Source organism: Trichocoleus sp. FACHB-6 (genome assembly GCF_014695815.1).
In the GTDB taxonomy this organism is placed as follows: domain Bacteria; phylum Cyanobacteriota; class Cyanobacteriia; order Cyanobacteriales; family FACHB-T130; genus Funiculus; species Funiculus sociatus.
Genome location: NZ_JACJOY010000001.1, coordinates 1 through 16,786, shown reverse-complemented (window position 1 = coordinate 16,786; position 16,786 = coordinate 1). Strand labels below are relative to the sequence as shown.

The 16,786-nt window shown below is 47.9% G+C and carries 23 protein-coding genes and 1 pseudogene; 18 read left to right on the top strand and 6 right to left on the bottom strand.

Features of this window, described 5'->3' with window-relative positions; all coding sequences use genetic code 11:
* Positions 1-218 precede the first annotated feature (218 nt).
* From H6F66_RS00120 to H6F66_RS00100, 5 genes are all read left to right on the top strand, one after another.
* Entirely contained in the window at positions 219-734 is a 516-nt protein-coding gene (locus tag H6F66_RS00120; protein WP_190417032.1) for a hypothetical protein, read from the top strand.
* 159 nt (positions 735-893) lie between these two features.
* Positions 894-1,214: a hypothetical protein gene (locus H6F66_RS00115; protein WP_190417030.1), complete on the top strand. Its 321-nt coding sequence runs from the start codon at positions 894-896 to the stop codon at positions 1,212-1,214.
* Between the two features lie 71 nt (positions 1,215-1,285).
* Positions 1,286-1,561: a hypothetical protein gene (locus tag H6F66_RS00110; RefSeq protein WP_190417028.1), complete on the top strand. Its 276-nt coding sequence runs from the start codon at positions 1,286-1,288 to the stop codon at positions 1,559-1,561.
* A gap of 34 nt (positions 1,562-1,595) precedes the next feature.
* Positions 1,596-1,820 (top strand): hypothetical protein, encoded by a 225-nt coding sequence (locus tag H6F66_RS00105; RefSeq protein ID WP_190417026.1) that lies wholly within the window; start codon positions 1,596-1,598, stop codon positions 1,818-1,820.
* Positions 1,821-1,845: 25 nt separating this feature from the next.
* On the top strand, positions 1,846-2,064 hold the full coding sequence (locus tag H6F66_RS00100; protein WP_190417024.1) for a hypothetical protein: 219 nt from the start codon (positions 1,846-1,848) through the stop codon (positions 2,062-2,064).
* A 621-nt stretch (positions 2,065-2,685) separates the two neighbouring features.
* Here H6F66_RS00100 and H6F66_RS00095 read toward each other — a convergent pair.
* Positions 2,686-2,919 (bottom strand): hypothetical protein, encoded by a 234-nt coding sequence (locus tag H6F66_RS00095; protein WP_190417022.1) that lies wholly within the window; start codon positions 2,917-2,919, stop codon positions 2,686-2,688.
* 462 nt (positions 2,920-3,381) lie between these two features.
* On the opposite strand from H6F66_RS00095, the gene H6F66_RS00090 reads away from it, so the two are divergent.
* From H6F66_RS00090 to H6F66_RS00075, 4 genes are all read left to right on the top strand, one after another.
* Positions 3,382-4,392, top strand: coding sequence for a fatty acid desaturase (locus H6F66_RS00090; RefSeq protein WP_190417020.1), 1,011 nt, complete (start codon positions 3,382-3,384; stop codon positions 4,390-4,392).
* A gap of 202 nt (positions 4,393-4,594) precedes the next feature.
* Positions 4,595-5,329, top strand: coding sequence for an iron-containing redox enzyme family protein (locus H6F66_RS00085; RefSeq protein WP_190417017.1), 735 nt, complete (start codon positions 4,595-4,597; stop codon positions 5,327-5,329).
* Positions 5,319-6,419, top strand: a complete 1,101-nt coding sequence (locus H6F66_RS00080; RefSeq protein ID WP_190417015.1) for a DUF3419 family protein — start codon at positions 5,319-5,321, stop codon at positions 6,417-6,419. The genes H6F66_RS00085 and H6F66_RS00080 overlap by 11 nt, the downstream gene beginning before the upstream one ends.
* The gene (locus H6F66_RS00075; protein WP_190417014.1) at positions 6,394-7,230 is read left to right on the top strand and encodes a hypothetical protein; all 837 of its coding nucleotides are present in this window, start codon (positions 6,394-6,396) and stop codon (positions 7,228-7,230) included. Before H6F66_RS00080 ends, H6F66_RS00075 begins: the two co-directional genes overlap by 26 nt.
* Before the next feature lie 385 nt (positions 7,231-7,615).
* On the opposite strand, the gene H6F66_RS00070 is transcribed toward H6F66_RS00075, so the two are convergent.
* Positions 7,616-7,819: a hypothetical protein gene (locus H6F66_RS00070; protein ID WP_190417013.1), complete on the bottom strand. Its 204-nt coding sequence runs from the start codon at positions 7,817-7,819 to the stop codon at positions 7,616-7,618.
* A 158-nt stretch (positions 7,820-7,977) separates the two neighbouring features.
* Here H6F66_RS00070 and H6F66_RS00065 point away from each other — a divergent pair, with 158 nt between their 5' ends.
* The gene (locus H6F66_RS00065; RefSeq protein WP_190417012.1) at positions 7,978-8,259 is read left to right on the top strand and encodes a hypothetical protein; all 282 of its coding nucleotides are present in this window, start codon (positions 7,978-7,980) and stop codon (positions 8,257-8,259) included.
* 516 nt (positions 8,260-8,775) lie between these two features.
* Positions 8,776-9,159, top strand: coding sequence for an SH3 domain-containing protein (locus H6F66_RS00060; protein WP_242017455.1), 384 nt, complete (start codon positions 8,776-8,778; stop codon positions 9,157-9,159).
* A gap of 110 nt (positions 9,160-9,269) precedes the next feature.
* Here H6F66_RS00060 and H6F66_RS00055 read toward each other — a convergent pair whose 3' ends face one another.
* Together H6F66_RS00055 and H6F66_RS00050 are read right to left on the bottom strand one after the other, a co-directional pair.
* Complete coding sequence (locus H6F66_RS00055) at positions 9,270-9,737, bottom strand: hypothetical protein (protein WP_190417011.1); 468 nt, start codon at positions 9,735-9,737, stop codon at positions 9,270-9,272.
* A gap of 8 nt (positions 9,738-9,745) precedes the next feature.
* Positions 9,746-10,033, bottom strand: coding sequence for a hypothetical protein (locus H6F66_RS00050; RefSeq protein WP_190417008.1), 288 nt, complete (start codon positions 10,031-10,033; stop codon positions 9,746-9,748).
* 194 nt (positions 10,034-10,227) lie between these two features.
* Between H6F66_RS00050 and H6F66_RS00045 the strand changes: the two genes are divergently transcribed.
* The 5 genes from H6F66_RS00045 to H6F66_RS00025 all read left to right on the top strand — a co-directional run bounded on the left by H6F66_RS00045 (position 10,228) and on the right by H6F66_RS00025 (position 13,778).
* Positions 10,228-10,626 carry a hypothetical protein gene (locus tag H6F66_RS00045; RefSeq protein WP_190417006.1) on the top strand — a complete coding sequence of 133 codons (399 nt, stop codon included), beginning with the start codon at positions 10,228-10,230 and terminating at the stop codon, positions 10,624-10,626.
* A 114-nt stretch (positions 10,627-10,740) separates the two neighbouring features.
* A complete protein-coding gene (locus tag H6F66_RS00040) occupies positions 10,741-11,694 on the top strand; it encodes a hypothetical protein (protein ID WP_190417004.1) in 954 nt (317 codons plus the stop codon).
* Between the two features lie 100 nt (positions 11,695-11,794).
* Positions 11,795-12,346, top strand: a complete 552-nt coding sequence (locus H6F66_RS00035; RefSeq protein WP_190417002.1) for a hypothetical protein — start codon at positions 11,795-11,797, stop codon at positions 12,344-12,346.
* A gap of 231 nt (positions 12,347-12,577) precedes the next feature.
* Positions 12,578-13,477 carry a tyrosine-type recombinase/integrase gene (locus tag H6F66_RS00030; protein WP_199313276.1) on the top strand — a complete coding sequence of 300 codons (900 nt, stop codon included), beginning with the start codon at positions 12,578-12,580 and terminating at the stop codon, positions 13,475-13,477.
* A 73-nt stretch (positions 13,478-13,550) separates the two neighbouring features.
* Positions 13,551-13,778 carry an EF-hand domain-containing protein gene (locus tag H6F66_RS00025; protein ID WP_190417000.1) on the top strand — a complete coding sequence of 76 codons (228 nt, stop codon included), beginning with the start codon at positions 13,551-13,553 and terminating at the stop codon, positions 13,776-13,778.
* Positions 13,779-13,939: 161 nt separating this feature from the next.
* Here H6F66_RS00025 and H6F66_RS00020 read toward each other — a convergent pair whose 3' ends face one another.
* A complete protein-coding gene (locus H6F66_RS00020; protein ID WP_190416998.1) occupies positions 13,940-14,611 on the bottom strand; it encodes a PEP-CTERM sorting domain-containing protein in 672 nt (223 codons plus the stop codon).
* A 411-nt stretch (positions 14,612-15,022) separates the two neighbouring features.
* Between H6F66_RS00020 and H6F66_RS28670 the strand changes: the two are divergent.
* Positions 15,023-15,235 (top strand): annotated as a pseudogene (locus H6F66_RS28670) (tyrosine-type recombinase/integrase); the annotation flags it as partial.
* Positions 15,236-15,322: 87 nt separating this feature from the next.
* Positions 15,323-15,712: a hypothetical protein gene (locus H6F66_RS00010; protein ID WP_190416989.1), complete on the top strand. Its 390-nt coding sequence runs from the start codon at positions 15,323-15,325 to the stop codon at positions 15,710-15,712.
* Positions 15,713-15,889: 177 nt separating this feature from the next.
* On the opposite strand, the gene H6F66_RS00005 is transcribed toward H6F66_RS00010, so the two are convergent.
* The gene (locus H6F66_RS00005) at positions 15,890-16,642 is read right to left on the bottom strand and encodes an SH3 domain-containing protein (protein ID WP_190416987.1); all 753 of its coding nucleotides are present in this window, start codon (positions 16,640-16,642) and stop codon (positions 15,890-15,892) included.
* Positions 16,643-16,786: the final 144 nt, after the last annotated feature.

The window sequence follows — 16,786 nt, the reverse complement described above, 5'->3', positions numbered from 1 at the left end:
AATTACTGGGGTAAGCTTTACTCATAACGCTCTCTCAGTGCTGTGTACTACATATTCGCAGCTTACACTGAGTGAGCTTTTTTGCTATCTAACCGACTTTTAAAACATCCTCTTACCAGATGAGTTTGTAATTCCACAGACCGAATAAGTCCAAGGTAACGGGATCGATCATCAGAGTTGTGCATCTTTTTGACCAATACAACTAGGTTTTAAAAAAGATGTACGCAGATAACACGCCAAAACGATTGCTAATCCCTTCAGGGAAAGAAATTGTTGATACTAGATTGCCAAAACACCCAATACCTGAAGGTGTTAAGGCACCGAAGTATGGACTGATGCAAGAGGTTCTCTACCACTGGCAGAGCGAGGAAGACACCTTTACGGACGAAGCTCGGATTATCGGCATCATGTTTCAACCGCAAATAATCGAGCTAATTCCGATAGGACAGTGGATGTATCTCATTGAGTACGAAGAAAACGGAATAGTAACCCAAACCTTCGCACAAGAAAGCCGAATCTATCGCCGTAAACCTCTTTTCAGCCTCTGGCAGCAAGTCAGATTCTACGAGCGCACTGCTACCGTCATCGGCTTTATTTTTGGCGGCAATCCGCATCATGTTCCTGACATCGGGAATGAATGGGGTTGGGTTTTTTTAATCGAATACGAAGGAGGTTCTGGCGAAAAAATCCAGCAATTTGCCCACGAAGACGAGTTGTATTCCGCGTCTAGGTAATTAAAAGTTTCGCACGACGCGACGACGCGACAAGCATGACAGCGTTACGCGACAGAAATTAAGCGACAACGCGACAAGTTACTAACCAGCGGTCAAAGCCTCAGAAACTAACGCCGCTGGTTACTGGCTCACAGAACCAAAGCAATGGAGCATCTTTTCATGATGACATCAACAAAACAATTAATCGAAGCCGTACAGCGTGCCGAAGTCCTGCACCCCCTCGCCCTGGAAGCTTTTGGCTTGAAGATTGACGCGATCGCTGATGCAGTTGGGGTAGAAGTTGAAACTCTGCGGCAGTATCGAGCTGGCAAAAATTCTCGTCGTCGCCGTCAGCCAGGAAGAAGCACTCAGATGTTGGCAGCGCGCAAGGCGAAAGAGTTAGCAGCTACGTCCACGACACTGAAATATCCGCACTTCCTCGTTCGGTATCTCGCTAACCCATCAGGGACGAGCCGTACAAGTGGTCACACCGAGCAGTGACCGAGCAATAAAGGAATTGAATCATGGGCGCGATCGCGCTCCCCCCTTATTACCAAACAGGAGACAACCTAATGTTACTTGCTCCAGAATGCCTAGAACTACACCCAGTGACGGTAAAACAGGCTTTTGAATGGGATGACACTACCACCGCTTACCACCTTGGCATTACCGAGCGTGCCATGCGTTCTTACCAGTTCCGCCCCACTTCCAAGAGCCGTCGCAATCCTGACAGCGATCGCCTGCAACTCACTTGGGAACGAACGGAGAAATTGTTGAAGCAAGGAGCTGTTCCCAAAAAGCCTGAGCTACTGCCTCCAGAACTTAGGCAGCTTATGGGGCAGCAATAGAAGTAATAGCAAAACGTAAGCGTAGGAATACGACATGACAACGGATGTAATCGAGGTTGTCAACAACTTGGGCTGGGAATACGGCGTGGGGCGAAATAGTGCCATCATTTACGCTCCCAGCCGACAAGAAGCCGACAAGTTCCTCGACCAAGCAATAGAACAACTGGAAAAAGCTGCTACACGCCTGCAAGGAAAAATCAAAATCGCATGGCAGGGGTGCCGTCGCCCTTACACGATTAGCGCGTCAACAGAGCATTAAATGCAAATAGAAGGGAGAAGATATTATGCACCCACGCGACCTACGGGCAAAATACAACCTAAGCATCAGTAAACTAGCGTTCTTCCTGTGCCGCGACCATCGCACAGTCGAGCGTTATTGCAGTTATGCCGATCCGATTGACCTCCCTGAAATGGTGCTGGGATATTGTTGGCTTCTCGATAATTGGTTCAGTCAGCAAGGCAAGGTAGCCCCGCCCCCGTTTTTATTCGACCCGACGTTTTGACGGAGGAAACAATTGAAATGCGTACCCGCATCGATCGATGCGGGTTATTTTTTGGCTTATATCCGGAAGTTACCGAACCTTACCGGATTGCGCTAACCTCCGGTAACTTCCGGTGTCTAACATTCAACACACCCCCAGCCAGGGGGTACGTTCAATGTTAGACACTTAAACTGTCGCTGAACCGTTGAACCGCCACTCTGAACCGCTGAACCAACCAGATGGCGAAGCTTTCGGAGCTTTAGGCAACGGTTCATGAACCAGTTCAGTTCGCGGTTCACGCCCCTGAACTTGACCTGTGAGCAGGTTTAGGGGCGTGAACCTGAACTGTGAACCGAACTAAACGCAATTTATCGAGTGCCAGTTCAAAGCTTTAACGGGCGAGCAAGGTAGGCGATCGCTCAGTATTTGGGCGAATTACCCGATGGTCTGGTGCAAGCGATCGCCACAACTACAGTTCAAGTCCTAGAGATGGGAGGAGGCACCCATAAGGAGTAGGATAGGTTAGCCTCAAGGACGGAAAGATGGAAGCTCCTGCTGTTTCCAAGCGGGGGCTTTTTTTGTTGGCTATTAGCTGATGGGGCGATCGCTAATTTGCGGCTGTTTATAGGGTTATAGAGTCTCTCAAATACTTGACCCTTGCCGAATTAATTCATCTGGTACAGGCACATTGTCACCAGTACCCGTAGGTTGGTCGCGCCAGATTTCTACCAACTCTCTGTATACTTCTAGTGCTTTGCCTGTATCCCGCGCTGAGTCATTGACCGCATAAATTTCCTCGCCTACCCGCAGTACCAAGCTCACGGTTAACACCGCCCTCGCTACTAGGAAAGCCATCACCCCTTCCGGATCGGTCAAAGGCCATTGCTCCCCATACTTGGACTGCGTGACCTTAATACACCTTTGTATAGTAATACAGGAAATTTGGTCGCTAAGGCTGAAAGTTATGAATAATAAAGCTTCTAGCGATCACTTCAACTAAAAACTTTTTAGCTTTGGTAGTCCCATTGTTCCCTACAAACGGGACTGTTAATGCGGTAGAAGCTGAATTCCATCCCCAATCATCGCATCCGTTCAGAAAAGCTGCCAATCAGGAAAGCTGCACATCGCTTTTGTTTATATCTATAAGAATGGCACTAGGATAAGGACGTTCGCACACCATGAGTGGATCGCTGTTCATTGTTGATCGCTCATTGGAGGAGCGCATAGACTATAAAACCATGAACCACGGATTTGTCGTCTTAACTTAGTGCCATTTCACCACTTATAAAGAAACTACAGCGGACTTGCACTGTAGCTCCCCATCTTGTCGTTTCTCCTATGCAGAAAAACCAGCTCGCTGCTGCTTTGTCAGGAAATTTGCAGGTTGTACCCGAAGTGTCTTCTATTGACACTTTGGAAAAGCCTAAAGTCAGTGCCGAACTCCTTACAGAGTTGCATTGCCTTGCTGGTCACCACTATCGCTTGCCGACGTTTGTCATGTTCTATGCAGTTGCAGCTAGTACCGCATTCTTGCTTGCTAAGGCAATCGCAACCCCCTGGTGTTATGTCGCGTGTCTACCACTGTATCTGCTAGCGGCGGCTTCCCTACATGGAATTAGTCTATTTACTCATGAAGGGGTACATGGCGTACTCTCGAATCACCTACAGTGGAACCGGATCTTGAGCATCCTGTGTGCGTTGCCAGTGCTGCAAAACTTCTCAGCCTACAAAGTCCTGCACCTGAAGCATCATAAGCATCTTGGTATAGAAGGCGACCCAGATCACTACAAGAACTATACCCAATGGAATGGGTTGGTTTTTGCCATGCACTGGGGACGGTTACTGATTGGCTATCCGGTGTATATCGTTGCAATTCCGATTCTGGGATTTCGACAGGGAAATGCAGTGGAGCGACTTAGGATTGCGATCGAGGTTGTCCTACTTGGACTTATGGTAATCACAGTGCTACTATCGCCTGTTCCCACAGCCTTCCTGATTCATGGCTGGCTGCTCCCGATGCTGTTGATCAACACGATGGTCAACATTCGCGGCATGAGTCAACATACTCTGCTTGATCGCGAATCGGATTTGATTCGGGGTACGCGCACCATCGTGACAAATCCCGTCACTCGATTCTTCATGTGTAACGAGAACTATCACCTGGAACACCACTTGTATCCAGCAGTGCCTTGGTATAACCTCCCGCGTTTGCATCAGGAACTCAAGGAAGAGCTGGTGTCGCAGGGCGCACCCTACATTCCGTCCTACTTCACCTTCGTGCATGATTTTGTCATCGCCAGTTTTCGTCGGACTACAGTCGGTAGCGTCAAGCTGAAGGCTGAAGTGTAATTGGATGTTTATTTGTCTAGAGCATAAATAAATTTAGGGGCTTCTCGACAATTACTTAAGGTATTTTCAATCCTTACTCGCTACGCTGCTAGCGCATGCAAAGCGATAGCGGTAGCTACGTAGGGATCGTCTGCTATCGCTATCGCTAACATCCTTCATACTTTTTGGTCACCACCGGTATCCGTTGAGAATGGAGCCACCTATGCAAGCACTAGAAGAGAAATCCGTTATAACGACAAAAATTTCAACCACTCCTGAACTGACTTGGGAAGACTTGGCTACAATGCCGACATTGGAAGCCGCCGTGTTGCGGGTAGCAGAAGTTTACGATTTCCATCACCATCCTTACCTGATTTGGATGCAAACCGATTCCACATCCCGCGAAGCCTTTCGTCAGAGCCAACTGCCATTTCGATTTGCGGTGGAGTCGTTTTCGCAGGCACTCGCGGCAGTACTGGCGCGGATACCACTCTTGGAGGCACGGCTACCGTTGGCAGAAAATGTAGCAGAGGAACATGGACATGGCAATCGCCTGCGTTCCCATAAGTATACGTTTGGTCAATATCTGCAATCGTTGGGTGCAACCGCCGCAGAACTGGAAACGCCCTGTATCACCCCGGTTCTAGCCTTTAACCAATCGATTCTGACCTACTGTCTATCCCAACCTGGAGAAGCCGGAGCAGCCTTGTTAGGTATCATTGAGTATCTTTATGTAGACATCAGTGCCGCGATCGCTCGTACCGTAAATCATCGGGGCTGGGTGGCTCCCGGTAGCCAATCTCACTACGCCGTGCATGAAAAACTCGATACCGAACACGCTAGAGATTTGCTGATGCTAGCAGCACCTACCTGGAATGAGTCGCGTTCCCGTACCCAGGTTGTGCAAGGACTCGTTCTCGGCGCACACTATTTTTGGAGCCTGTACCGTGATTTGTAGCCCCTTGTCTGAGATTGCCTTTTCCCAGGCACGGGAAGACCCCAGGATTGAGTTACGGGTCATCGAGCAGTTAAAGGAGCGACAGGGACATCCGTTGCGAGTCTTGCTGGTTGCCTCTGGGGGTTGTACGGCTCTGAGTTTGCTCGCTAGTCCAGCCGTGGCGCAGATTGAAGCGGTTGACCTGAACCTCGCCCAACTTCATTTAGTTGAGTTGCGACGACAAGCCTTGTTGCACTTGCCCCTAGATGAACAACTACGACTTATAGGAGCAGAGCTGAAGGCGAGTGAGACGGAGCGACTGAGGCTCTACGAACGAGTGCGCCTGCAACTTCCAGACACAACACAGGCATTTTGGGACGCACGGCAAGACCAGATCGCTTTTGGTGTGAATCGCGTCGGTCGCTTCGAGCAGCTGTTTCGAGAACTCTCTAGCTATTTTGCCACTTTTGGGTTAGACCCACTTCGCTCTCCTACAACTGTCCTCCAGCATCCCCGATGGCGAGATAGTTTTGAGACGGTATTCGAGCGCAGCAAACTGGCAGGAACATTTGGGGAAGCAGCCGTGAACTATTCGATGGATCGTAGTTTTGGGGAGCATTTCGCCGATGTATTTGCGATCGCCTTACAGCAATTTGTTCCTACTGAAAATTACTTTGTAACTCAGGTATGGGGCGATTGCTATACCAGTGGAATGGATGGCGTGCCTATCTATCTGCAACAACCTGCCCAAACGTCCATTCACACCTTGGGTACTGATCGACTGAGGCTACACCACGGTGCCTTTGCCGAGAAAATGCAGCAATTAGCAGAGTTTAGTAAGTTTGACCTGATCCAGTTTTCTAATATCTCCGACTGGATGCCTTTGTCTGATCTGCATACCATGCTAACGAGTGCAGTACACAGCTTGAAGCCGGGTGGTGCCTTGATTGGACGACGACTTAATGGCGATCATCATCTGGCGTCGGTCATGGCTGACCATCTTCTGGTCGATGACTCACTCAGTACCCAATTGCTGGGATCTGATCGCTCCTTTTTCTACCGGGAAGTTGTAGTTGGGTTTCGCCATGAAATTTCATCGGCTCTCGCCTGAAGAACGCCTGCATTTTCAGCCTGGAATTGTGGCGATCGAGCAAGCTGCTACTTATCCCCTCGGTAATGATTTTTTCCAGTTAGATCATGGGAGCGATTACTTTGCTTTTTTTGATCGCCTCGGTGAAGTGAACTACTACGTGGTTCTAGATGGCGATAGCGCAGATCGCGTTGCAGCAGTCGGAGCAGGTGTGCTGCGCCAGATTCCTTACTATCAGGGTGAGGTCGTTCGTCCTGTTTGGTATCTGTGCGATTTGAAAGTTCATCCCGATTACCAGCACCAACATCTATCCCTGCGACTCTTGCGCTATGCCCTCGATTCGGACATTCTCCGTTGCGATCGAGGCTACACCATCTCCATGAATCCAGGCGTTAGCCAAGCCTCCTTGCAGGAGAATCGCAGCCCCAACCGCCTAGTCCGCATTTTAGAACGGTTCGCTCCAATAAAGTTTCGTTGCACAACCACGTTAGGAATATACAGCCTAAATGCAGAAGATATGCACGTTCTGACACCTCTGCTCGTTGAACATCGAGGCACAATTTCTTATCTGTCACTTCAGGGAGTGAAAGACTTGAGACTTCAGAGTACTAAGCAAATCTTGCCACTGCTGCATATCCAGTGGGGAGCTACGGCGAACAAGGGCATTTCAGAGCCGTTACCGGGATATGTGCATATGTTTTGTGTGCCAAAGAACGACGATTTGGCATTGGCACTTGCCTCTCGAAGTATCCATCCAACGGCAAGCGCCAGCGTAGTTAGTCACGGCATGGATGAGAGCGATTGGCGTTTTATCCTAACCAGTGATATATAAACTACCGTATGACAAGTATTATGACCACTTTTAGGGAAGACCAGTCCTATTCCTCTCTCGCGTTCCTGGCTCATTAACGCTCACGAATGCTGCCATGTACGATGCGACAGGCGTGACAGCCTCACACGACAGGATAACGCGACAGCCCAACAAGTCGTATGACAGATCCACATGACAAGCTAGAACGAGAAAATACTAAAGCATTTGTTGGGGATTGATAAATACCTTGGTGTTGTCAATATTCACTTTTAAGGGAGTAAGAGGAGACAGTAGTGATGAATATTTTTTTCCAACTGATTGATTGAACTGATTATGCGATCGCTTACAGATTCATTGGTGGAAGAAATCAATGCTGCGCTAACAGTAGCTATCGATAATTTTTTCATCATTGCACCCGTTGGCGCTGGAAGCGTTTGGATTGAAGATTGACGCGATCGCTGATGCTGTCGGTGTTGAAGTTGGCACATTGATCCAGTACCGAGCGGGCAGAAATTCTTTGCGTTGTCGTCAGCCAGGTAAAAGGACGCAGATGTTGGCGGCGAACAAGGCGAAAGAATTGGCAAAGGTTGGCAGCCTTATCTACCCACATTACTTAGCTCAATACATTACCCAATAACTTTCCCCGTACAAAGTACACGTACAACGTACATTACCCCGCCCCAACCCGGCGGGTTATTTTTTGGGTATGGACAAGTGTTTAAGGTTAAACACACCAAGCCAGGGAGGTGGATTGAACATTAAACAGTTATGGGCTACACAATCACTCAAGTACATGGGGTGACGAACGACAAGGGGGAGGTTGGATTAAGCAAATGCGCTAGTCGTAAGCTTCTCAACATCAGATCGCGAGTTACCTTTATCCGACACTGCCAAGCACTGGGGTACGAAGGACTGGAGTATTTCTACCCTGAACACCTTAAACAACTACTCGCGATCGCCCTCTTTACTCGTCTTGGTGGCTCTCGCCACAGCAGGGAACAGTTTCTAAAGTACCAACGAGCCAAGTTGCTCGACCGTAAGTTGAGATAACCATTTTTACGATTTCTCCAAAAAGGTAAATATTGACACTAAGGATGCTCAGAAGTACGCTTCGATATGAATTTTTGATTAGCATAAACTACCCATTAATATCTATAAAACTTATTTAGGGCGGTAATTTTGCACTTATCTAAGTGCTTAAGACCTTCCCAGAAATTTAACCTGTGGAATGTGCGATTGGTTGAGTTTAGCCTAATAATCTTGACATCCACATAATTCCAATTTGTCAATACCTATCTTGCAAAGTTTATAGAGCTTCAGCACAACTTTTTTCGGATCATGACCGATAGAAGCCCCCACCCATAAGCCTTCGAGTTAAACCAAAACTCTTAGTAACGATATGTTATCTATCTTTAGACATATTCTTTCGATGAAGATTACTTAAAACCGCTGACATCACGGAGCGGAATGTGCCAGATTGGGTTCAGAGTAAGTTCTATCGCAGCAGAACATAACTGGACATTGGACAATCTGCCCAATGTTTTAAATAATTAATTCAGGGAAAATATGAGAATAGTTAAAAGTGTTTTAGTCAAGATTCAAGTAGTTGCCTTCACTGGGCTTGTAGCTACTTTGATGCTGCCAGCAGCACCGGCTTCTGCACAGTCAAAAATTCCTCAAAGTGAAATGTCTTATTGCGCGGCAAAGCTGACTGGTCAAACACCAGGGTCGCGGATTAATTTGCGTTCCGGCCCTGGCACAAATTATCAGCAGAAAGGCTATGGACTTGTAGGTGATAGCGTTCACATATTAAAGGCTGGTAATACTCCTCAAGATTTAGCATTCGCCAAGGATCGCCAAGGTGCGACATGGTACAAGGTTGGGTTTCCTAAAAGTGGCGCTCGTGGCTGGGTTCGCCAAGACTTCATGACTCCTGAATGTTTTGGCTAACATGAAACCATTCTGCCTTCCCGGAATTGGGAAAGCCTTGGAGACATAAAATAAAAAGCCCCTGTTACTTCCGAGCAGGGGCTTTTTTATTGGTCGTTGGTTATTGGTTGTTAGTTATTAGCTGGTGGGGCGATCGCTACTGACCAACCCTCGTTGCAACTTTCACAACGCCATTTCTGCTTTCGGGTGCCGTCCTTGTTTTTACGGATGCCCTTATTCCGAATTCCCTCAACTTTTCCACATTTTGGGCATCGGCGATTGTCCGTTACTTCACCCGGATCACTTGGTTCGGATTGGGGAGGAGTTGTGGTGGAAATGGCGATCGCTTGGTTCTCAGATGTAATCTGTTCAATCTTGTCTTCCAGATTGCAGACTTTAACCCTTGCTTGGTCTAGACTGCGCTGAATTCCTTCCTTCTCTGCCTTAACATCAACTAACTCCTTCCGAACCTCGATGAGCTTAACCCGCAGTTCCTGATTGCGCTCTTCCAAGTCCTGAATTTTGGCATTCCGTTCAATGACTGCCTGCGTTCCTGTACTTTGCCTGAGTGCTTCATTCTCGCTTCTCAGTCGTTCCACCTCGTCACTTAAGCCGCCCTCCTCAACTTTCCCCGCAGCTCTGCCCTCAACTCAGCTAACTCCTGACGGATGGGCGCGATCGCTTCAGTTACTCTCTCTTCTATACGTGATTCTAGATTGTCTATCTCGGCTGGGAACGCCGATGCAAGCACATCCCCAGCCGCCACATAGTTTTGTACAAAATCGGTAAGCGCGTCTGATGCGGTCTTGCCGTTGCGCCGCGCCTGCGCCTTGAATTCCTCCCAAAGCTCTGGCTCTACCCGAAAAGTTGCGAGTTGGGTCTTGGTGTCGCTCATGTCTATATCCTCTAGCTTGTGTATAGACACTATAGCCTTTATCTAGGCAATCTATACTTTACGAAATCTTTATCTAGACAAATCTAGATTGTATTGACACAACTCGATATATTGTCTATATTAATGTATAGACGGAGGGGAAGCAACCGCTACACGCCAACCCCTAGAACAACCGCCACACAGAGGAAAAGACAATGTTTAACGCCATCAAAGACATCACATTCGGCATCGCCTACGGACTGTATCTGACCGCCCTAGCACCCAAGAGCCAACGCGATGCAGCACTCGCAAAAGCACGCACCCCGCAAACCATGCCCCAGGCAGAGACACCCCAGGTAGAGGAAAAGGCAGAAGAAGTGATTGCCCCTGAACCCATCCACATCGAACAACCCGAACCCCAAGCGGAGGTAGAAGCGCCTGAACCCGCAGCCACCGAACAGCCAAGAGTAGAAATTGACCTCGCTGCCCTTGACTCAACGACGCTCCGAAAACTCTGCACGCAGTACAGCATCGCTTGGAGGGATATCCGGGGGAAGGGGAAGCACCTTAAAAAAGACGCGATGATTTTCCAACTCGAACAAGTAGCCGCCTAGACCACAGCGACCTGGGGGATGTCGAGAAAAGCCCCGCCCAAATCAAAAGGGCGATCGCTTTCTTTGGACGGAGTGCGATCGCCCTAATCACCCAAAACAAAGGTAATTATCCTCATGCTATTTCAATCTGACATCCAAAACCTAGAATCTGAGATCGCCAGCCTTCAGGCAGTCATTGCCGCCCGTCAATCTCGCATCGACCAACTGAATCAAGCCGAAAGTGTTGCAGGCAGTGCCATCCAGACGCTACAGGATGCTGTAGTCAAGGTTTCGGAGCTGGCACCGGACGCGATCGCGCTGCTGAAGTCTGCCGTGTTGGGATTGTTCAGCGACGATGGCGAGGGGGGAGATGAACCCAGCCCAGAACCAGAGCCAACACCCGACCATGACGGCAACGATAACCCAGGCAGCTTTGACGATTTTGGCAGCGATGATGATAGCCCAGCAGATAATACTGAGGACGACATCCCAACAGGTGACAACGACGGCAGCGACATTCCAGCTGGCAGCCTTGTTCAGATTGAGAATCCCGCAACAGGCGAGAAAATCTCCTGGGTTACACCAGCCTCGGCACCTACCGAAATCGACCAACCCAGCCAAGCCTACATCCATAAAGTTAAGGAGCGGTTCCGTTCGACACTGGGCTACAAGCACATCTCAGCCGCAGCGCTAACACCTCACTTTGTAAAAGCTGCGCTCCGCAACCGTACTGAGGAATTCATGAGCGCAGTCAACCTCGAAAGGACGGGCAAACAATTTTGGATCGCGGTCGATTCCTGGTTGCAGGATTTTGAGGCGCATCGCGCTGTGCAGCCCGGTTTTACCTACCAAGAAACTCCCGAATCCAGCCCGTTAACCCCTGAGTTCTTGGTTTACGAGGGTTCGATCTGCATCGGGAAAATCAGGGAATCTCTGACGTTGGGAGGATGGATTCACAAGCATCGCAGTCTCCAGCACCCGTTCAAATGCCGGGAGGATGCCGCCGCAGACTTACTAGCTCGGTATCAAAGGCAGCAGGAGACGTTGCATAAATCACACAACGAGATTTTGACTGCACACGGCTTCTAAGTCTGCATTCCGAGGGGCATGAAGCAAATTCATACCCCTCGGAATGGAAGGATAGCAATCTGTTTGCTACCCCTGCCTATTACCTATTACCTACTGAATCATGAACATCGAACAAGCGCTCAAAACACTGGAACTGGCTACCCCATTCACCTTGCAAGAACTCAAGGCAGCCTACAGATTGGCAGTAAAGCGAACTCACCCTGACCTCGGCGGCTCGAGCGCTGCATTCATCCAAGTGGACGCTGCATACGACTTCTTACAGCAGCGGGCAACTGACGACAAGACCGAGCTGGGTAGCAGTCGTTGGGCAGACTACTACAGAGAATCTCTGCCCAAGTGGGAGAAAGAATTTAGGCAGCAATGGCGGAAGGCTTACAAGCAAAACTTGGGGCTGGCTTATTCAACTGTCATCGAGCGCTTCGCCCGTGCCTACATCCGCCCAAAAAGTGAATGGTTCCTTGGAGCGCTGTTTTCCAAGGCATCGCTACAGGAGAAGGAGAAGTATCGGGCGCACCTACTAGCGATCGCTCCTAATCGCCAGTTCGCTGAGATATGGGCGCTTAAGTATTATCGGCTGGAATTTGGCGAGGACAGCCCGTGGATATTCTACTTGTCTGGCAGTGTAACGAACCCCGATCAACGCTGGTCATAAACGGTTTATGGGCAGTACATTCCGACGGAAGTAGCAGGGCGTTAAACGGATTAACACCCTTCCATTCCGTCGGAACTTTTGCCTCATCTTGGAATGGATTGGTCATAAACAAATTATGACCAGCGGGTATAAAGTCTAGCGATCGCGTTCGTCTCATCGTCACCCAGTCGTCATGGTCTGGGTTCAATTTTCTGCGCCAGTACAACATAACCAAACTAATGTTGTACCAAAATGACCGAAAATTACTACATGGTCAAGGTCGAAAACAATCACATTTCACCCCAGGAGACATTGCCTCAAGACGCGCACGGGAGGCTAATCGAAATGTGGATACACGGGCGCAGTCCTCACACCCAAGAATTATACAGGCGCTACGCCAAGCGGTTTTTAGCTTACCTTAACAAGCCGTTGCACTTGGCGACATTGGCGGATGTCCAAGGCTGGCAAACAACACTAGAAGATATGGCACCCAACAGCCAGCGGACTGCGATCGCCTGCATCAAGTCTTTGCTTACCTTCGCTCATAAACTGGGATTGATGCCCCTTAATGTTGGTCTGCCTGTGCGTCAACCTAAAGCCAAAGATGCAATCAACGAGCGCATCCTCAGTGAACTGCAAGTCCAGTCGATGATTTGCCTGGAAACTGAGCCGCGCAACCGAGCGATTCTGCGGCTGTTGTACAACGGCGGCTTGCGGGTCAGCGAGTTGTGCGCCCTCAAGTGGCGGGATTTAAACGTTCGCGGGGAGTCGGGTCAGGTGACGTTATTCGGGAAAGGTCGCAAGACTCGGACTGTACTGCTGCCGGAGGGGGTATGGAACGAGCTGTCCGAAATGCGCGGCGATGCCAGCGACAATGACGCGGTATTTCCTTCCAGGGAAGGCGATGCCGATGGTCATCACCTCGACCGTTCGCAGGTTTATCGGATTGTGGCAGCATCGGGTAAACGCGCTGGGATTAAAGGTAAGGTTAGCCCGCACTGGTTGCGCCACGCTCACGCTTCGCATTCATTAGATAGGGGCGCGCCGATCCATCTAGTGCAGGCGACGTTGGGACACGAAAGTGTAGCGACTACCAGCCGTTATTTGCACGCTAGACCGAACGATAGTAGTAGTTTGTATTTACCTGGGTAAGAGGTAACTTTCCTTGCATCTTTTTTAACATTCTGGGATATTGAATTGAAAAAACTAATTCAAATAGAAACTTATGGCAACTGAGCAAGAGCTTCAATCTCTTTTTAATACCTTGGATAGCGATCGAGATGGCAAAGTATCGAGTAATGAGCTTTATTTAAGCCCTGGGTTAAATGCAGTCATTTCAGCAGAAACAGGTACTAGCCCCCAGGTACTGCTAGCGACGTATCACGATGAAGAGGGTAATATTACCTTTGAAGACTTGATACAAGCCGTTAAGAAAGCAGGGAATTTAGAATAAGCGCGATCGCCCTTCTAACAGCGATTGAATAGAAACACTCATCCACTTGGATGAGTGTCTTCCCTGGTAAGGGTTTCGTCAATTCTAGAGTAGTTAAAGGCGATTGCTCTTAGCATTCTTAGTTCGCCTTTCGTTGAAGGATAAAAGTTTTGGTTATGTATTCAGCTTTTAGGTCTCCTCTTCAGGACTGAACCACCAATAACAAGAAAAGCAATCCCTATAGAAGGTTCAGGTACTGAAGCCGGAGGAGTGGTAGCAGACAAAGTATATGAAGATGGCGCAGAAGGATTAGCAACTGTCTCTCCAAAAACAAATACTTGCTCCGATATAGGCTGGATATTTTGAGGAACGAACCCCCAGGAATATACGTTTATCTGCTGACCTCCTATGGCTTGTGTTAGTTGAAATACTGCATCGTTTATCCCAGGTTCAACTGGAATAAGGCTTAATGTTAGCTCATTATGATTAGCGACAATAAGTCCTCTGCCTAACCAGCTAGAGTTACTAGGAGTCAATGTAGCTGATACTGAGTCAGCAGTCAGAGTAATATTCCAATCAGTAAAAAAGTCAAAATTTTCTACACCAGGAATTATTACATTCCCCAAAGTGCCATTTGTGGTTATGGTTCCTATAGCACTACCAACGCCTTGGCTAGGGCCGGGGAGTGTATTTGTAAATGAGCGATTAAATTCATATGTAATGTTGGCAGCATCTGCGCCTTTCATTGTCGCTAAAACAAACAACCCACAAGATGTAGCTATTAGCGTTGAGCTGATGAACCCTGAAGTTTTCATGATTTTTTCCTGTAGCTTTACAAGAGTTTGTTTAAGCAAGTAATACTAGGCGATTTTCTTAAAAATTTAACTGCCGCCAATAACTTAAGATATACAGCTTTTTTTTAAAATCTAGCTAGTCAAGCTTTAATCTTTACTCAATCTTCATACTTATTAGACATTACTTTATTTAAACAATATAAATTTGTTTTAGTGATTTATAAACATTTTTTTTGATTTTATGTAAAAGAGGATAACCGGGGTTTATACCTTATTTTTTTGACTTAGGCATCTTACGTGAGTTGTATTTTATAAAGAAATCTGAGGTAGCACATTCACCTTCGTAGTCAATACTTCTATTATTTTTATCTTCAATTCATAGCTGTAGCGATCGCTCAATGGCTAGATGCTAGAGGCGATGCGCTGGACGATACTCCGTTGTTTACCTCTCTGGACTTTGCCAACCCAGGTCATCGGATTGTGGCAGCGGCAGGTAAACGCGCTGGGATTAAAGGCAAGGTCAGCCCGCACTGGTTACGCCATGCTCACGCTTCGCATAGTCTCGACCGAGGCGCTCCAATCCATCTAGTGCAGGCGACATTGGGACATGAATCGGTGGCGACTACTTCCAGATATCTACACGCACGCCCGAATGATAGCAGCAGTTTGTATTTACCGGGGTAGGTTCGCTGTAATGGCGATTACCGGGGGCAACTGTTTAGTTATGAAACATGATATCGATGAACACGAAAACAAAAAAAGGTACGACTCATGCCGGATCAAAGAACTTTGCTCAAACAGAAACCTAGTCTTTATATGCTGTCTTACTTGGGCTTCCAGGTAAATAAGGCTATCGAAAAAGGATATGGAAACGAAATATCCTTTAAGGATGTCTATAAAGGCTTAGAAGAAAGAAAGCTGTTTGAAATATTAGACGAAAAACTCTCTGGAGTTTTAGATATAAGTCCCTTTTGGAAAGGTTCCGAAGCAGCTTTTCCAGGTCTACTCAATCAACGTAATGGAATTCTAAATGTTCTAAGCGATATTGCTTTAGTCGTAGAGGGTAAAGAAGAAAGGAAATTTGGCATAAAGAGTTCGGGTTTATCTTTACTGATGGCTTATATTTTAGAAGCTATTCAGCAAAAATCCTGGATAGATTAAGGTTCAACCCCCCCTTGTCTCATTTGCGATATTGCGTACTAGCAACTTACAAAAAGCATTGCTAGTACGCGATCGCTTGACATTAGAGTTGTAATGTAATGTTCTGGTTTGGGTTGTTGAGACATCGTTGTTGACATAAGGATTGTCTTAGAAAATGCACATTTTCACAGGCTATCACTACCTAAAACAAACAGGTTTTTCACTACCGGGCTTGAAGTACGCCGACCTCCCTCCGCATCTCCGACCACCCGAATCTGTGTCATAGGGGCACTGGCAGCTTCCTGAGATTGAATCGCGAATTGGACTTCCTACTGCTGGTGTCGGCGATGCTTGTTCTGGTATCTGCGTAGGTTCAACTTGGCCTGACGTATCCGCGCAATCGCCAATGTATTCACCCGATACATAGCCAGTCACTGACGAACCGGAAACGTAGAACCACTTCAAGCCAACATACTTTACCGTGACTCGTTCGCCATTTCTCAATACGCCAATTACAGGAGCATCAGCGTTGTTAGACTGTCTGACGTTCAGCTCCGTGCTTTCAGTTTTAACTATCCCGCATTTGTTAACTCGGTCGTTGGGGTCTGGTTCCACTGCAACCAGAGTAGGCGCAGTAGGTTTTGATTCAGGCGTACTAGAAATTTCAGGAGATGGGCTGGCAAGCTCGGATGGACTTTCGATAGGTGCTGGCGAAACTTCAGAAACAACGGGGGGAGATGCAGGGGGCGAACTGGTAGTCTGAGGCGTTTCGGTTTGACCTGCGATCATTCCTATCAAAATTAATCCCGATAATACTGTTGTGCCTATCTTCGCGTTACGACCCCATCGGCTGAGCCAAATTAACGGAATCGCTACTGGCGGGAAAAGTATAACCAGAGGTAGAATAATGCGTTTTTTCTGATACCATTTCCGGGGCTGCTCGTTCGGCATGGGCTGACTTGACCGGGAACTTCAACACTAACAGGAGTTACGCAGTTGAACTGAAGATGCGGTAGAAGGAAGGAATGAATTGTTAGCTTCCATCGTTTCCAGTGCCTCTATGTGAACGTTGAACTGAAGATGCGGTAGAAGGAA

Excerpts from the sequence above, each read along its gene's own strand:
- H6F66_RS00045 (WP_190417006.1), top strand. The coding sequence starts at position 10,228 with ATGTTTAACGCCATCAAAGACATCACATTCGGCATCGCCTACGGACTG.
- H6F66_RS00065 (WP_190417012.1), top strand. The coding sequence starts at position 7,978 with ATGGGCTACACAATCACTCAAGTACATGGGGTGACGAACGACAAGGGG.
- H6F66_RS00060 (WP_242017455.1), top strand. The coding sequence starts at position 8,776 with ATGAGAATAGTTAAAAGTGTTTTAGTCAAGATTCAAGTAGTTGCCTTC.
- H6F66_RS00030 (WP_199313276.1), top strand. The coding sequence starts at position 12,578 with ATGACCGAAAATTACTACATGGTCAAGGTCGAAAACAATCACATTTCA.
- H6F66_RS00085 (WP_190417017.1), top strand. The coding sequence starts at position 4,595 with ATGCAAGCACTAGAAGAGAAATCCGTTATAACGACAAAAATTTCAACC.
- H6F66_RS00075 (WP_190417014.1), top strand. The coding sequence starts at position 6,394 with ATGAAATTTCATCGGCTCTCGCCTGAAGAACGCCTGCATTTTCAGCCT.
- H6F66_RS00010 (WP_190416989.1), top strand. The coding sequence starts at position 15,323 with ATGCCGGATCAAAGAACTTTGCTCAAACAGAAACCTAGTCTTTATATG.
- H6F66_RS00025 (WP_190417000.1), top strand. The coding sequence starts at position 13,551 with ATGGCAACTGAGCAAGAGCTTCAATCTCTTTTTAATACCTTGGATAGC.
- H6F66_RS00105 (WP_190417026.1), top strand. The coding sequence starts at position 1,596 with ATGACAACGGATGTAATCGAGGTTGTCAACAACTTGGGCTGGGAATAC.
- H6F66_RS00005 (WP_190416987.1), bottom strand. The coding sequence starts at position 16,642 with ATGCCGAACGAGCAGCCCCGGAAATGGTATCAGAAAAAACGCATTATT.
- H6F66_RS00050 (WP_190417008.1), bottom strand. The coding sequence starts at position 10,033 with ATGAGCGACACCAAGACCCAACTCGCAACTTTTCGGGTAGAGCCAGAG.
- H6F66_RS00070 (WP_190417013.1), bottom strand. The coding sequence starts at position 7,819 with ATGTGGGTAGATAAGGCTGCCAACCTTTGCCAATTCTTTCGCCTTGTT.
- H6F66_RS00115 (WP_190417030.1), top strand. The coding sequence starts at position 894 with ATGATGACATCAACAAAACAATTAATCGAAGCCGTACAGCGTGCCGAA.
- H6F66_RS00120 (WP_190417032.1), top strand. The coding sequence starts at position 219 with ATGTACGCAGATAACACGCCAAAACGATTGCTAATCCCTTCAGGGAAA.
- H6F66_RS00100 (WP_190417024.1), top strand. The coding sequence starts at position 1,846 with ATGCACCCACGCGACCTACGGGCAAAATACAACCTAAGCATCAGTAAA.
- H6F66_RS00110 (WP_190417028.1), top strand. The coding sequence starts at position 1,286 with ATGTTACTTGCTCCAGAATGCCTAGAACTACACCCAGTGACGGTAAAA.
- H6F66_RS00040 (WP_190417004.1), top strand. The coding sequence starts at position 10,741 with ATGCTATTTCAATCTGACATCCAAAACCTAGAATCTGAGATCGCCAGC.
- H6F66_RS00035 (WP_190417002.1), top strand. The coding sequence starts at position 11,795 with ATGAACATCGAACAAGCGCTCAAAACACTGGAACTGGCTACCCCATTC.
- H6F66_RS00090 (WP_190417020.1), top strand. The coding sequence starts at position 3,382 with ATGCAGAAAAACCAGCTCGCTGCTGCTTTGTCAGGAAATTTGCAGGTT.